Consider the following 14,992-nt stretch of genomic DNA (forward strand, 5'->3'; position numbering starts at 1 on the left):
GATTACTTATTCACTTCCGCTGGTTGTAAAACCGTTGATACACGCTCACTGCTATCACTATCGGCAACCAACTTTTGAGAGGTGATCTGATAGGTAATCTTAGAGCCACGAATGATACTGCCATCTTGAGATAGCATCGCGTTCTTAGTCATGATCAATCTATCGGCAATCAGCTGGTAATGTAAATCGTCAGCTTCACCATAGAGTGTTTTCCCATCGTCAGTAAGTTGAGAAAAGGTTGCGGGCTTTCCGAAACCTTGTATTTCTTCAATTTCACCGTTGACGGCATTACGTGTAACAATGACCTTATCGGCATTGATATTGATGCTACCTTGTTTAAGGTTCACATCGCCAAGAAAGGTTACTTGATTGCTTTTCATATCTAATTGCTGACTGTCTGAATCAATATAGACAGGCTGCTCGCTATCCGAAGATAGAGCATAGACATTAGACGCCGCAAGGGTCAAAGCCAATAAACTAAGGTGTGAGAGTTTCATATCTACCCTGAACAGAATTAAAGAGGGTCGCATTGTTGGTACCGAAGTTCCCTTTCATTGCTTGCCCCTCATTTTCAAAAAATGTACCGATCATATGGACCGGAGTGTCTGAATAAAAATCTCGGCTAGTCAGTTCAACAACCATTTTATCTGTGGTCATTGTATCGAAGCTAGCATCTGGCAACAGGTTTTTCGCCACAACATTGTCATAAAAAGTGATGACTTGATTTTCATCCATAATTGCGCGATCAGCGGTCACTCGCCATTCTATCGTATGCCCTTCACGGAATACTGAAAGAATAGGGTCTTGAAAGTGCGTATCGCCAACGACCGAGTAGTGCTCTAGATTAGTTGATTCAACTCGGTAGCTACGAATACCGCTTTCGCCATAGCTAATGTTATCAAGATTCTTTCCGCTAAACGCAGGCAGTTCCAAGTTTGGATCTACTTGTATCGTCGATGTTTGCTCTTTGTCGTACAAGTAATAGGCCGACCAAGAGGCAATAAAGATGAGTATTAAATAGATAATACGATTAAAACTCATATGCTTAAACCTTTGTGCACGTCGAGTTCGTTTCTTGCTTGTAAAATAAGGTCGCAGACTTCACGAACAGCACCGTAACCACCATTAATGGTGGTTACGTAGTTGGCTCTTTGTGCAAGCAATGGGTGGCCGTCTGCCACACATACCTTCAAGCCAACCTTTGCCATTACAGGCCAATCGATTAAATCGTCTCCGATATAACCTGTGTTTTCAGGATTGATTGAAAGCTTATCGCAAATATCTTGGTAGGCTTTAACTTTATCATCCTGACCTTGATAAATTAGCTTGATACCGAGAGCGGTCATTCGATTCTCAACAATTTGAGATTTACGGCCAGTGATGATTGCGATTTCAACGCCGGCGTTCATCAACGATTTAATGCCGTAACCGTCGCGCGTATGGAAAGTTTTTAGCTCTTCACCATTGTTACCCATGTAGATGCGACCATCTGAGAACACGCCATCGACATCGCAAATAAGCAATTTGATCTCTTTTGCTACGGCAAACGCTTCTGAATCTACCGTGCCGTATAGAGTTTCGACTGTTTGTGACATTACATTACTCCTGCTTTCAGTAAGTCATGCATATTTAAAGCGCCTACTAATTTGCCACTATCACACAACATCAAGCCATTGATGCTCTTAGCTTGCATCAAATTTAAGCCCTCAACTGCGAGCATGTTTGGTTCTGCTACCGTTGGGTTCAGTGTCATTACATCGCCGATCTGCGTGCTATGAATATCAATACGTTTATCTAAGATACGGCGTAAATCACCATCGGTAAAAATGCCCTTCATTTGGCCATCTTCACCGACGATTGCCGTCATACCCAAGCCTTTTTGAGATATCTCTAACAGGGCATCTCGAACTAGTGCATCCGGAGCAACAATTGGGAGTGAATCGCCGGTGTGCATGATGTCGTCTAGTTTCAACAGCAGTTGACGGCCCAAAGCACCACCAGGATGAGACAGTGCAAAATCTTGAGCGGTAAAACCTCTTGCCTGTAAAAGTGCAACGGCTAATGCATCACCCATAACCAAAGTAGCGGTAGTACTGGTTGTTGGTGCTAAACCTAGGGGACACGCTTCTTCGGGTACTGAAATCTGTAAATGAATATCAGATAAAGTCGCCATGTTTGATGCCGGCTTGCCAGTCATGCTGATAATCTTAATGTTTAAACGCTTTAATACTGGGAATAGGCTGAGGATTTCTCCTGATTCACCTGAGTTGGATATTGCTATCACAATATCGCCAGGTTCGATCATTCCCAAATCACCATGCGCTGCTTCACCTGGGTGTACAAAGAAAGCCGATGTACCAGTGCTTGCCAGTGTGGCTGCTATTTTGTTACCAATGTGGCCTGATTTGCCCATGCCCATCACTACGACTTTGCCTTTGTTGTTCAGGATTAGGTCGCAAGCTTTGCTAAAATCATCATTAAAATATTGGTCTAATTGCGTGAGACCTGCAACTTCAGTTTCCAAAACTTGTTTTGCAACGCTGCAATAATCAAATGGCTGAGACATCAAATACTCCAAGTACGGGAAGTTAAATCAACAATTAAGCTGACATGTTCATTAGTAGGTAACTTTGATACGCCACAAACGTCACGATTAACACGCCGCCTTCGATACGATTCACGCTACGAGATTTTCCTAGTGCCATGATAACAAGGAGTAGTGATACGCCTAGCATCACCCAGAAGTCACGACCCATTGCAAACTCGCTCAAGATGGAAGGGTTTAGGATGCCTGGGATACCCATCACGGCAAGGATGTTGAATACGTTTGAGCCAATGATATTACCCACAGCCATATCATCTTCACCTTTCATAACACCAGCTAGTGATGCTGCAAGTTCAGGTAAACTTGTGCCAACGGCAATAATGGTTAAACCAATCACAAGGTCGCTCATACCAAAGAACTTCGCGATTACAACCGCGTTGTCAACCAACATGTTGGCCGCTAGAGGTAGAATAATCAGGCCAACCACCACCCACATTGCGGCTTTGGGGTTGCTCACGCCTTCAGGAACTTCAGATTCTTGTTCGTCAAGAAAGGCATCACCGTTCTTTTTCTCACTACGGCTGATTTGCAGCATCGCAAATAAGAAAGCGGCAAAAAGAACAAACAACAACACACCTTCATAGAAACCTAAGTGATTATCCCAAAGCAGTGCGCCCGCTAATAGAGTGACACCTATCATTAAAGGTAGTTCACGACGAATCACACCAGAGCTAATCGATAATGGCTTGATAAGGGCTGTAATACCTAAAATCAGCGCGATGTTAGCGATGTTTGAGCCTAATACATTACCTACCGCCGTATCTGTTTTACCATCAAGGGCTGCTGTAGCAGAAACCATCATTTCAGGAGCTGAAGATCCCATTGCTAAGATTGTCATACCGATAACTAGTGGTGAAATACCGAAGTTGCGAGCAAGAGCAGCGGCACCGTAGACCAGCTTATCTGCACTCCACACCAAAAAACCTAGACCGATAATAAGAAACGCAATCGCTTCAAGCATGATGATTCCTAAAAATTAATAAAAAACGGAGAATTAACCGCTAATTTTGACTTGTTGCTAGATAAAAGGGAAGTCACTCGACAAATTAATTGCTAGTTAGTGGTAAAGAAATGTTGATGAGGAATGAATTTCTCAATGCTTTCAAATCCCTGCCTTTGTTTTCTGTTTTTAATAATTAATTGAACAGCGCTTTTAATTCTAAAGTAGACTCATTACTATTGCAGCCATAATTGGCGTTTTTAAAGCAAGGAAACAACAAAAGTATGTTGAACACTGAGCTTGTGAAAGTTAAGAATCTCAGCTTCTCACGCGGTGAACGAATTATCTTTGATGACATCAGTTTAGAAGTTCCTCAAGGAAAAATAACCGCGATCATGGGGCCGTCAGGGAACGGTAAAACAACCTTATTACGTCTGATTGGTGGACAATTACCACCAGATGAAGGTGAAATTTGGTTTGATGGCGACAACATCCCTGCATTGCCACGTCGAAAGCTATATCAAGCACGTAAGAAAATGAGCATGCTTTTCCAATCGGGGGCACTTTTCACGGATCTGAATGTCTTTGATAATGTGGCGTTTCCTTTGCGAGAGCACACTGAACTTAACGAAAAATTCATTCGTACCATTGTATTGCTTAAGCTTGAGGCGGTAGGGTTGCGAGGCGCGGCGCAATTAATGCCGAGTGAGTTGTCTGGTGGTATGGCGAGACGAGCGGCGTTGGCCCGTGCGATCGCATTGGACCCAGAACTTATTATGTATGATGAGCCTTTTGTTGGCCAAGATCCAATCACCATGGGTGTTTTGGTTGAGTTGATTCGTAACCTCAATCAAGCCTTGGGTTTAACCTCTATTGTCGTTTCTCATGATGTCCCTGAGGTGATGAGCATTGCTGATTGGGTTTATTTGATGGCTGATGGGAAAATTATTGCTGCAGGTTCTCCTGATGAGTTGTACAACAACAGCGATCCAAGAGTGCTGCAATTTTTGCAAGGTGAATCGGATGGCCCTGTGCCATTTAGGTTTCCTGCAAATAGCTTAGAAAAGGATTTGTTTGAATATGATTGCTAAAACTATTGCGGGTGTCGGTAAGCGCGCACTTGCGATCTGTGAGTCATTTGGTCGAGCAAGCCTAATGCTATTTGGGGCTTTGTTTGGCATCCCGAAACTAAAAAACTTCCCTCTATTAGTTAAACAATTTTATAGCGTTGGCGTTCAGTCATTGGCTATCATTTTAGTTTCAGGCTTGTTTATTGGCATGGTACTCAGTCTGCAGGGCTATGTCGTATTAATCGACTATGGCGCAGAGGGTAACCTTGGGCAAATGGTCGCGCTCTCGTTGTTACGGGAATTGGGCCCTGTGGTGACAGCACTTCTGTTTGCTGGTCGTGCGGGTTCAGCATTAACGGCTGAGATCGGCTTAATGAAAGCTACTGAACAGATCTCTAGCCTTGAGATGATGGCGGTTGATCCTCTTAAACGCATTATTGCGCCACGTCTCTGGGCCGGCCTTATTTCTATGCCACTGCTCGCTATGATTTTTATGGCGGTCGGGATTTGGGGTGCTCAGTTAGTCGGTGTGGATTGGAAAGGTATTGACCACGGCAGTTTCTGGTCTGCGATGCAGTCTTCCGTTGAGCTTGGCCGTGATATTGGTAACAGTATGATCAAATGCATGGTCTTCGCTATCACCGTAACTTGGATCGCACTTTTTAATGGTTATGATGCAGTACCGACATCCGAAGGTATTAGTCAGGCAACCACACGCACAGTAGTACACTCTTCTCTAGCGGTATTAGGGCTAGATTTTGTTCTTACCGCATTGATGTTTGGGAATTAATCATGCAACAAACTCGAAAATTAGAATTATGGGTCGGCACCTTTGTTATTGCCGGAATTTGCGCAATCTTAATCATGATCTTTCAAGTCGCTGACGTAAAAGGTCTCGGTTCAAACCATACTTACAACTTAAAAGCGACCTTTGACAATATTGGCAGCCTAAAGGTTCGCTCACCAGTAAAGGTGGGGGGCGTCGTTGTTGGTCGAGTTCAAAGTATTGAACTTGATACTGAGAGCTACCTTCCTGTGGTTGAACTGTCTATTGATGCGAAGTACTCACAATTTCCTGATACCTCTAGTGCTCAAATCTTAACGTCGGGCTTGATCGGTGAGCAGTACATCAGCTTAGTTCCAGGCTTCATCTTTGAAGATGAAGAGATGTTGGTTGATGGTGATTCTATCGAAGACACCAAGTCGGCATTAGTATTAGAAGATTTGATTGGCCAAGTGCTGTATAGCGTCGGTGGCTCTGATAATAGCGAAGCTAAGGAGTAGGCTCATGTTAAAGACTAATTACTTATTGAAAAGACTGCTTCTGACAGCTGTCGCTTTGCTGATGTCGACTCCAGCTTTTTCGGCAAAACCGATTGACCGAACTCAGCCTTATCAGATGATGACTCAAGTTGCAGAAGAGGCTTTCGCCCGTTTGAAGAACGAGCAAGAGAATATCCAACAAGATCCTGAGTTACTGAAGGTCATCGTGGAAGAAGAGTTGATGCCTTATGTGAATGCTCAATATGCGGCGCTGAAGTTGCTAGGGCCGAACTTGAAAGGTGCTGACAGAGGAGACGTGCGCGTATTTATTGATGCATTTCGTAAATATCTCGTTTCTTCTTATGCTCAAGTGTTAACTCAATATACAGATCAGACGATTAAATTTGGTCCAGAACCAACAATTAAAACAGATAGCCGTATTACCAGTATTAAGGTTGATATCATTGATACGCCTCGACCAAACATTAACCTTGAGTTTAAACTGCGCAAAGATAAGAAGTCAGGTGAGTGGAAGGCATTTGATATGGTTGCCGAAGGTATAAGCCTGCTATCAAGTAAGAAGTCTGAGTGGAACACTAAGATTCGTCAAGAAGGCATCTTACAAGTAGCTGACGAACTCGAGAAACTGGCTTCTCAACCGATTCGTTTTGAGAGTAATAAATAATGAGCCATTCTCAATGGCAAGCGCTAAGCTCTAAAGAATATCAACTTCTTGGTGATATAGATCGAGATAGTGTACCTGCAATCTGGCGTATATTGGAAAAGTGGCAAACGACGGAATCGAGCGTTGAAATTGACCTTAGCCATATAAATCGAGTCGATTCAGCAGGAATGGTGATGCTAATTCACTTATTAGAGCATGCAAAAAATCAAAACTGTCATATAATGCTCAGTTTCGTGCCAGAACAATTACGAACGTTGTTCCAATTGAGCAATATCCAGCCAATGATGGCAGAACACATAAAAAATTAGGCAGGAGCTATTTGTGGACAGCACAAAAGTACAAGAATTATTAGCAGAGGCTCTGAACCTTCAGGAAATTATCGTGAAGGGTGAAGGCAGTCATTACGAAGTTGTTGCGGTTGATCCATGTTTTGACGGCATGAATCGAGTTAAGAAGCAGCAACTAATCTACGGCCCACTAATGGAATACATTCAACGCAATGATATCCATGCTCTTTCTATTAAGGCTTTCACGCCGGAAGAGTGGGAACGTGATAAGAAACTGATGTCACTTTAAGGTTTATGATGGAAAAGTTTCGAGTTATTGGATCGGATAAGCCGCTAAGCGGTGAAGTGACGATCTCAGGCGCAAAAAATGCAGCCCTACCAATCCTATTTGCTTCAATTCTAGCTGAAGAGCCGGTTGAAGTGAGTAATGTTCCTCACCTACGTGACATCGATACTACGATGGAATTGCTTAAGCGTTTAGGCGCAAAAGTATCACGCAATGGTAGTGTTCATGTTGATGGCAGCGAAATTAATGAATTTTGTGCACCTTACGATTTAGTAAAAACAATGCGCGCTTCTATTTGGGCTTTAGGTCCTTTAGTCGCTCGTTTTGGTGAAGGCCAAGTGTCACTTCCGGGCGGTTGTGCAATTGGTGCTCGACCTGTTGATTTACATATCCATGGCCTAGAGCAACTAGGTGCGACCATTGTATTGGAAGATGGTTATGTGAAAGCAAGTGTTGATGGCCGTCTGAAAGGCGCGCACATCGTGATGGATAAAGTAAGTGTGGGTGCCACCATTACTATCATGTGTGCAGCAACATTGGCTGAAGGTACAACTGTATTAGATAACTCAGCGCGAGAGCCTGAGATTGTTGATACGGCTGATTTCCTAAACAAACTGGGTGCTAAGATTTCTGGCGCAGGTACAGACACGATCACTATCGAAGGCGTTGAGCGTCTTGGTGGTGGCCAACACTCTGTGGTTGCTGACCGTATTGAAACCGGTACGTTCTTGGTTGCTGCGGCAGTGTCTGGCGGTAAAGTCGTTTGTCGTAACACTAACGCTCATCTTCTTGAAGCTGCATTAGCGAAGCTTGAAGAAGCGGGTGCGAAGGTTGAAACAGGCGAAGACTGGATCAGCCTTGATATGACAGATCGTGAGCTCAAAGCGGTGAAAATCGTAACAGCACCTCACCCAGGTTTCCCAACCGACATGCAAGCGCAATTTACTCTGCTTAACATGATGGCGAAGGGCAGTGGTGTTATCACTGAGACTATCTTTGAAAACCGCTTTATGCACATCCCTGAATTACAGCGAATGGGCGCAAAAGCCGAGATCGAAGGCAACACGGCTATTTGTGGTGAAACCAAAAAATTGAGCGGCGCTCAAGTAATGGCAACGGACCTTCGCGCATCTGCGAGTCTTGTTATTGCTGGCTGTATTGCTCAAGGTGAAACCATTGTTGACCGTATTTATCACATCGATCGTGGCTACGATAAGATTGAAGATAAATTGTCAGCCTTAGGCGCAAACATTACACGGTTTAGCGAGTCGAACTAACTTAGGTTAGTGAGTTCATGAATCAGTAAGATGAAAACATAAAAGTCGGAACCTTGGTTTCGGCTTTTTTATAGTTGTATTTACCGCCAGTGAATCTGCTGCCTATTTTGTGCAAATAGATGAATCAACTTGGCGGTTGTGAGGAACAAAATGATAGCAATATTACGTATTTTCGCAGTGGCGATATTTGCGATTCTTATGTTTGTATTTGGGTGTGGTTACTGTTTACTCAGCCCACGCAACCCGAAACACGTATTTACCTTTGGTCGTTATTTCGGTCGCATGTCGAAAATCTTTGGTATGAAGTTAGAGCTTCGTATCCCGGAAGATGCTTACTCTCGTGGACAACATGTTTACGTTGCAAACCACCAAAACAGCTGGGATCTATTCACGATTTCATCAGCGGTAACACCTAAGGTTGTGACTGTTGGTAAGAAGAGCTTAGCGTGGATGCCTCTTTTTGGTCAGCTGTATTGGCTGACGGGTAATATCCTAATCGACCGAGCTAACCGCAGCAAAGCGGTAGGTACGATTGACCAAGTGGTTACTAGCCTTAAAGAGAGTGATGTTTCAGTATGGATGTTCCCTGAGGGGACTCGTTCTCGTGGTCGTGGTTTGTTACCATTCAAAACGGGTGCTTTCCATGCTGCGATTGGCGCTGGCTTACCTATTATCCCTATCGTGTGTAGCTCAACAGGTGGCGTGAAGCTGAACCGTTGGAACAATGGTCATGTGATTGTTGAAATGCTGCCACCAATCAGCACTGAAGATTACGATAAGTCTAATGTTCGTCAACTGGCTAACCTAGCTCGTGAGCAGATGGCTGCGAAGCTTGAAGAGTTAGACAAAGAAGTGGTTGAGCTTAATAAGAAGTAATCATCTAAGCGAAACGATGAACAATAAAAAAGGTTGCCAAGTGGGCAACCTTTTTTTGTATCTGATAAACGCTCAGCTTTATGCCAATTTGTTTACTAGAAACCGTTTATTCTAGATATTAAAACCTATTTGCGAACCGCAATAGCTTCGATCTCGATACCTACATCTTTTGGCAGACGCGCTACTTCAACACATGAACGTGCAGGGTAGTTTGCAACACCGTGCTCATCAAAGAATTTACCGTAAACTTCATTTACTGTACCGAAGTCGTTTAGGTCTTTAACGAATACCGTTAGTTTTACGATGTCTTTTACAGTCAGGCCAGAAGCTTCAACAACCGCTTGAACGTTGTCTAGAGATTGGCGAGCTTGCACTGCGATATCAGCAGATACTTCACCAGTTGCTGGGTTTACTGGGATTTGACCAGAAGTCAGAACCATATTGCCAAGGTCAACACCTTGTACGTATGGGCCGATTGCAGCTGGAGCAGATTCTGTGTGAAGTACTTTAGTCATTGGTTATTCCATCAGTTATTGGATAAAAAGCGATTTTTAGTGTGCCTTCAAACTTAGGATAGGTAAAGAGCAAAATACCCCGCACAGGCGAGGTATTGAATAGTTTTTGCGTTCGATCGGCGTTGCCGTATGACGTTATCTTTCTGTTACGATCTCACGAGAGAAGACTTTTTCGCAGTATTTACACTTCAATCGAATATCTTCTTTCTTTTCAAAGATCTTAAAGCTGCTTTCAACGGGTTCATTGTGAGTAATACAGTTGGTGTTTGGACACTCGAACACATCGTTGATTTGCTCAGGAAGTTCTAGTGGTAGCTTCTTAACTACTTCGTAATCTTCGATTTGGTTTACGGTCGCGTGAGGCGCGTAAAGTGCTAACTTGCTCGCCTGTTCTTCAGTGATAAACACATTCTCTATCTTGAGCAGGTCTTTACCGCCTAGAGCAGAGGATGGCAGGTTTAGGCCAATCGTTACTCGCTGATTAGAGTTATGCATGTCGAACAGTTTGAGTACCTTGATCCCGATGTTGGCTGGGATATGGTCGATAACCGTTCCGTTCTTGATTGCTTCAACTTTTAATTGAGTCTCTTTAGACATGATATCTCTCCTCTACAGCGTTTCGTTAAGAACAAGGGCTAACAATGCTTCACGTGCGTAAACACCGTTCTCAGCTTGCTGGAAGTAGTAAGCGTAAGGCGTTTTATCGACATCAATCGTAATTTCATCAACACGAGGAAGAGGGTGAAGAACCTTTAGGTTATCACGTGCATTTTCCAACATCGGAGCCGTCAGGATGTACGCTGATTTGATGTGCGCGTATTCCGATTCATCAAAACGTTCTTTTTGAACTCGAGTCATGTACAGAACATCCAACTCTGGAATCACATCTTCCATGTCTGTCAGCAGTTGGTACTTAATACCCGCTTCATCAAGCTCTTCACAAATGTAGTCAGGCATCGCCAGTGCTTCTGGAGCAACGAAGTAGAAACAGATGTTGTCGAACTTCGCTAGTGCTTGAGTTAGTGAGTGAACCGTACGGCCGTACTTAAGATCACCAACGAATGCAACGTTAAGGTTGTCGAGGCGGCCTTGAGTTTCGGCGATAGAGAACAGGTCTAATAGCGTTTGTGTTGGGTGTTGGTTTGCGCCGTCGCCCGCGTTAATCACAGGTACACCGTTAGAGAACTCAGAAGCCAGACGCGCTGCGCCTTCTTGGGGGTGGCGCATTACGTAAGCATCAACGTATGAAGAGATAACCTGTACTGAGTCTGCCAGCGTTTCGCCTTTCTTCGCCAGTGACGTGTTACCACCGCTATCGAAACCAATCACATCACCACCGATGCGCTGAATAGCCGTTTCAAAAGAGAGACGAGTTCGCGTTGAAGGTTCGAAGAAGCAGCTTGCAACAACTTTGTTCTTGATGAGTTCTGGGTTTGGTTCAGCTTTAAGTTGACCTGCCGTTTGAACAATTAATTCTAGCTCTTCACGAGAAAGCTCTGGAATTGAGATGATGTGCTTTTGATAGAGCGAATTCGCCATGATCTTCTTCCCCACAATAATGTATTGGCCATAAAAAAGCCCCCCATAATGGGAGGCTTTAAAAAAGTGCTGAAAAGCAGAATAGACGGCCTGGCAAGCATGCTAGCTTGTGAGCAATATTTGGTGTCTTCACAATATCATTATGTTTTATCACAACATTGCTTGGCGTCATTTTCACTACTCTCAGACAAATTGCCGAGAATTATACGCTTTCAATTTGTGAGCGCAAGCGATTACATCAAGCTTTGTTTACTTTCATTATTCTCTATTGGCCAAGTGTCGCGACCATTACTGCTTTGATGGTGTGCATGCGATTCTCTGCTTCATCAAACACAATTGAGTAGTCGGACTCAAATACTTCGTCTGTTACTTCCAAACCGTTCATTCCATATTTGTCTGCGACTTGCTGGCCGATCACGGTTTCATTGTTGTGGAAAGCTGGCAGGCAATGCATGAACTTCACTTGAGGGTTACCTGTGAGCTTTATGACATCCATATTCACTTGGTAAGGTGTCATCACAGCCACGCGTTCGTCCCAAGCTTCAGGTGCTTCACCCATAGAAACCCAAACATCGGTGTAAAGGAAATCACAACCTTTTACGCCTTCGGCAACGTCTTCAGTCAGCGTTATTTGTGCACCTGTATTTTGCGCAATTGCTTGGCATTCTTCGACAAGCTGTTCTTCTGGCCAGAAAGCTTTAGGTGCGACAAGGCGAATATCCATACCCATCTTCGCGGCACCCACTAACAGAGAATTACCCATGTTGTTGCGTGCATCGCCTAGGTAAGCAAAACTGATTTGATGCAGATGTTTACCGCGACCATGCTCAAGCATAGTGAGGAAATCAGCCAAGATCTGAGTTGGATGGAACTCATCAGTAAGGCCATTCCACACTGGAACGCCAGCATAAGCGCCAAGATCTTCGACAATACTCTGGCCAAAACCACGATATTCAATACCATCGTACATACGACCTAATACACGCGCGGTATCTTTCATTGATTCTTTTTGACCAATCTGAGAACCAGAAGGGCCTAAATAAGAGACTTGAGCTCCTTGATCAAAAGCAGCTACCTCAAAGGCACATCGAGTTCGAGTTGATGCTTTTTCAAAGATCAAAGCGATGTTTTTACCGTTAAGCTTTTTTTGCTCTGTACCTGCATACTTAGCCTTTTTAAGGTAAGCAGACAGGTCGAGTAAAAACTGAATCTCTTTAGGAGTAAAGTCGAGAAGTTTTAGAAAGTTACGATTGCGAAGATTAAAGGCCATCTCTCGCTCCTTGGGTATATAGAATCAATGAAGAACTTAGTTAAACATAAAAATGCTATATTTGTGAATAGTTATTTTATTAATTTGATAAAAAAGGCCAGTACAATGGTACTGGCCTAGATAAGTTATGTGTTCGCTTTACTGAACTACTTGAGTTAAATACCGTCTCTTTCTATAGGACAGCTCATGCAACGAGCGCCACCACGACCGCGACCCAGTTCATTGCCTGGAATTGTCAGAACTTCGATGCCTGCTTTGTCGTATTTCTCATTGGTGTAAACATTACGCTCATAACCGATAACCGTACCCGGTTTCACCGTCAGTACGTTGTTAGCGTCATTCCACTGTTCACGTTCAGCTTCGTAGTTATCACCACCAGTTGTGATGATCTTCAGTTGATCGAGATCCAGTGCGCCTTCAATCGCTGTTAGGTAGTTTTCAGCTTTCTCTACTCGCATTTCGCCATTTTCTTTTGGCGTTAAGCGCCAGGTGTCTAAATCTTTGCGAACGATCTCTGGATAGACAGAGAATGTGTCGATATCCATGTGCGTCATGACCGTATCAAGGTGCATACAAGAGCGGTGCTTCGGTAAATCAATCGCAATCACTTCTTTAGCTTGACCGGACTTGAATAAACTCGCAGCTAGGTTTTCGACACCTTGTGGCTTGGTACGCTCTGAAATACCGATAAGAACAGCGCCTTTACCGATTACCAGTACATCACCACCTTCAATATTGGCGTTGTCGTAATGAAGATCTTCATCACCGAAGTACTTAATGAAATCTTGCCCCGCGAATACAGGGTGCCAGCGATATATTGCTCGCAAGTGATTCGTTTCTCGTTGACGAGCAGGCATCATCATAGGGTTAAGAGAGACACCGCCATAAACCCAGCAAGAAGTATCGCGGGTAAATAGATGGTTAGGTAGCGGCTCAATAACGAAATCAAGTGGGCGGTGCATCTTCGGTAGCATTGAAGAAGATTTAATAGGAAGCTCAGAATAGGCTAAACCACCAAGTAGGATCGTCGCCAAGTGCTCATTGTCCATTTGAGCAAGGTACTCTCTTAAATCACGTGCGAATGTAGGGCCGTAACGGAAATCAGAGATTTGAGTATTAAGCAGCCACTCACGAGCTTGTGCTACAGCGAGTGTCTCAACCAGTAGGTCATGCAGTAATAACACTTCAACGTCTTGGTTACGAAGTGTTGTCGCAAAGGCATCGTGTTCTTCACCTGCTGCTTCTACTGCAAGTACATCATCAAAGAGTAGCTCATGACAGTTAGAAGGGGTGAGGTGGGTGAGTGCCCTTTCAGGCCTATTTAGGAGAACTCGTCTTAATTGACCGACTTCGGAGCCAACGTACAGCTTACTCATTTTGCATCCTTACTATTAATCCAGCGTCTATTTATGACAAGCTTGTTCGTAATATGCAAGTTTTGAAACTTGTGTAAAGGTTGTGTTATTTTGATATTTTTGGTTTTAAATGCTGAGTTGTATGGGATTGTTAATATTAAAACCCAACCGAAAGGCTGAGTTCTGGAACAAACTTTTTGCGGATCTATGCTCTAATTTCAGTGATTTGAGAATCCACTTTGCTTGGTGAACGTGATTTTTCATTCAAAATTTATGCAGTTACTTACTTATAAGTGAGGTTTTATGCATCGATGAAGTGATCGGCAGTATGCATCTGATATGACTAACCACTCAATTTTGAAGGAGTAAGGCTAAAAGTAACAATAAAAATGAAATGCTAAAACACACGATGGTTAATAATATGTTGAAAATTTGTTTCTGTGATTTTGATTTCACTTTTTAATTGATATCCCTTCTGTTATCTAGCGATAAACTTGCTCTTCTACACCTGATCTAGGTGGCTTTTCTAGACGATCCGTGCCATATTTCGTGGCAATCAAATTTGATCTTTTCATAGTCAACACTCTGGAGCAGACACATGTCTCACGAAGATGAATATCTATCAGTAGCGGAATTAATTGAATTTCAAAAAGGAGAGACTCGCGACATCATTGAAGCACTAATCGAAGATGGTAGCGATCCTGAAGCTCTATACGATATCGAGCATCACCTATTCGCTGAAGATTTCGCAGTACTTGAGAAAGCCGTTGTTGAAGCATTCAAAATGGGCTTTGAAGTGCTTGAAGCTGAAGAGACAGAAGACGAAGATGGCAACAAGCTACTTTGTTGTGATGCAACGATGCAGTGTACTCTGAACGCAGAAGCGATTGATGAGCAAGTTGAGAAGCTTGTAAATCTTGCAGAGAAATTTGACATTATCTACGACGGTTGGGGCACTTACTACGAAGGTGAAGATGCTATCTACCCTGACGAAGATGATGAAGGCGAAGAGTAATCTCTCCCT

19 protein-coding genes are annotated in these 14,992 nt (G+C 43.5%); 9 read left to right on the forward strand and 10 right to left on the reverse strand.

Going from position 1 to position 14,992, the window contains the following annotated elements; genetic code table 11:
- Positions 1-2: 2 nt before the first annotated feature.
- Genes lptA through AB6D07_RS07305 form a run of 5 tightly spaced genes read right to left on the reverse strand, consistent with a single transcriptional unit; the run spans position 3 to position 3,566 of the window.
- Entirely contained in the window at positions 3-497 is a 495-nt protein-coding gene (gene lptA, locus AB6D07_RS07285; RefSeq protein WP_009847739.1) for a lipopolysaccharide transport periplasmic protein LptA, read from the reverse strand.
- Complete coding sequence (gene lptC / locus AB6D07_RS07290) at positions 478-1,041, reverse strand: LPS export ABC transporter periplasmic protein LptC (protein WP_012604869.1); 564 nt, start codon at positions 1,039-1,041, stop codon at positions 478-480. The genes lptA and lptC overlap by 20 nt, the downstream gene beginning before the upstream one ends.
- Positions 1,038-1,595, reverse strand: coding sequence for a 3-deoxy-manno-octulosonate-8-phosphatase KdsC (gene kdsC, locus AB6D07_RS07295; protein ID WP_017103691.1), 558 nt, complete (start codon positions 1,593-1,595; stop codon positions 1,038-1,040). The genes lptC and kdsC overlap by 4 nt, the downstream gene beginning before the upstream one ends.
- Positions 1,595-2,566 (reverse strand): arabinose-5-phosphate isomerase KdsD, encoded by a 972-nt coding sequence (gene kdsD, locus AB6D07_RS07300; protein ID WP_012604867.1) that lies wholly within the window; start codon positions 2,564-2,566, stop codon positions 1,595-1,597. The genes kdsC and kdsD overlap by 1 nt, the downstream gene beginning before the upstream one ends.
- 34 nt (positions 2,567-2,600) lie before the next feature.
- Entirely contained in the window at positions 2,601-3,566 is a 966-nt protein-coding gene (locus AB6D07_RS07305) for a calcium/sodium antiporter (RefSeq protein ID WP_009847735.1), read from the reverse strand.
- A gap of 263 nt (positions 3,567-3,829) precedes the next feature.
- Between AB6D07_RS07305 and mlaF the strand changes: the two genes are divergently transcribed.
- The 8 genes from mlaF (at position 3,830) to AB6D07_RS07345 (ending at position 9,289) form a co-directional block, all read left to right on the forward strand.
- Positions 3,830-4,636, forward strand: a complete 807-nt coding sequence (mlaF, locus tag AB6D07_RS07310) for a phospholipid ABC transporter ATP-binding protein MlaF (RefSeq protein ID WP_020477214.1) — start codon at positions 3,830-3,832, stop codon at positions 4,634-4,636.
- The gene (mlaE, locus tag AB6D07_RS07315; protein WP_009847733.1) at positions 4,626-5,405 is read left to right on the forward strand and encodes a lipid asymmetry maintenance ABC transporter permease subunit MlaE; all 780 of its coding nucleotides are present in this window, start codon (positions 4,626-4,628) and stop codon (positions 5,403-5,405) included. Before mlaF ends, mlaE begins: the two co-directional genes overlap by 11 nt.
- Before the next feature lie 2 nt (positions 5,406-5,407).
- A complete protein-coding gene (mlaD, locus tag AB6D07_RS07320) occupies positions 5,408-5,899 on the forward strand; it encodes an outer membrane lipid asymmetry maintenance protein MlaD (protein WP_017100037.1) in 492 nt (163 codons plus the stop codon).
- 4 nt (positions 5,900-5,903) lie between these two features.
- The gene (locus tag AB6D07_RS07325; protein ID WP_050546670.1) at positions 5,904-6,563 is read left to right on the forward strand and encodes a phospholipid-binding protein MlaC; all 660 of its coding nucleotides are present in this window, start codon (positions 5,904-5,906) and stop codon (positions 6,561-6,563) included.
- Positions 6,563-6,871, forward strand: coding sequence for a lipid asymmetry maintenance protein MlaB (locus AB6D07_RS07330; protein WP_004735315.1), 309 nt, complete (start codon positions 6,563-6,565; stop codon positions 6,869-6,871). The genes AB6D07_RS07325 and AB6D07_RS07330 overlap by 1 nt, the downstream gene beginning before the upstream one ends.
- A 13-nt stretch (positions 6,872-6,884) precedes the next feature.
- Complete coding sequence (ibaG, locus tag AB6D07_RS07335) at positions 6,885-7,139, forward strand: BolA family iron metabolism protein IbaG (RefSeq protein ID WP_004738686.1); 255 nt, start codon at positions 6,885-6,887, stop codon at positions 7,137-7,139.
- An 8-nt stretch (positions 7,140-7,147) separates the two neighbouring features.
- Positions 7,148-8,413: a UDP-N-acetylglucosamine 1-carboxyvinyltransferase gene (murA, locus tag AB6D07_RS07340; RefSeq protein WP_029223045.1), complete on the forward strand. Its 1,266-nt coding sequence runs from the start codon at positions 7,148-7,150 to the stop codon at positions 8,411-8,413.
- Positions 8,414-8,563: 150 nt separating this feature from the next.
- Positions 8,564-9,289, forward strand: a complete 726-nt coding sequence (locus AB6D07_RS07345) for a 1-acylglycerol-3-phosphate O-acyltransferase (RefSeq protein WP_004735318.1) — start codon at positions 8,564-8,566, stop codon at positions 9,287-9,289.
- Positions 9,290-9,414: 125 nt separating this feature from the next.
- Here the strand turns inward: AB6D07_RS07345 and AB6D07_RS07350 are convergent, their stop codons facing one another.
- The 5 genes from AB6D07_RS07350 to arcA form a co-directional block, all read right to left on the reverse strand.
- The gene (locus AB6D07_RS07350; protein WP_009847729.1) at positions 9,415-9,804 is read right to left on the reverse strand and encodes a RidA family protein; all 390 of its coding nucleotides are present in this window, start codon (positions 9,802-9,804) and stop codon (positions 9,415-9,417) included.
- A gap of 135 nt (positions 9,805-9,939) precedes the next feature.
- Positions 9,940-10,401 carry an aspartate carbamoyltransferase regulatory subunit gene (gene pyrI / locus AB6D07_RS07355; protein ID WP_004735320.1) on the reverse strand — a complete coding sequence of 154 codons (462 nt, stop codon included), beginning with the start codon at positions 10,399-10,401 and terminating at the stop codon, positions 9,940-9,942.
- A 12-nt stretch (positions 10,402-10,413) separates the two neighbouring features.
- A complete protein-coding gene (gene pyrB / locus AB6D07_RS07360) occupies positions 10,414-11,343 on the reverse strand; it encodes an aspartate carbamoyltransferase (RefSeq protein ID WP_009847728.1) in 930 nt (309 codons plus the stop codon).
- A gap of 265 nt (positions 11,344-11,608) precedes the next feature.
- Complete coding sequence (locus tag AB6D07_RS07365) at positions 11,609-12,613, reverse strand: ornithine carbamoyltransferase (protein ID WP_017103687.1); 1,005 nt, start codon at positions 12,611-12,613, stop codon at positions 11,609-11,611.
- Positions 12,614-12,768: 155 nt separating this feature from the next.
- Entirely contained in the window at positions 12,769-13,989 is a 1,221-nt protein-coding gene (gene arcA / locus AB6D07_RS07370; RefSeq protein ID WP_009847726.1) for an arginine deiminase, read from the reverse strand.
- A gap of 577 nt (positions 13,990-14,566) precedes the next feature.
- Between arcA and rraB the strand changes: the two genes are divergently transcribed.
- On the forward strand, positions 14,567-14,983 hold the full coding sequence (gene rraB / locus AB6D07_RS07375; RefSeq protein ID WP_017103686.1) for a ribonuclease E inhibitor RraB: 417 nt from the start codon (positions 14,567-14,569) through the stop codon (positions 14,981-14,983).
- Positions 14,984-14,992 lie beyond the last annotated feature (9 nt).

This window comes from Vibrio sp. 10N.239.312.C11 (assembly GCF_041466065.1).
Lineage (GTDB): Bacteria > Pseudomonadota > Gammaproteobacteria > Enterobacterales > Vibrionaceae > Vibrio > Vibrio tasmaniensis_A.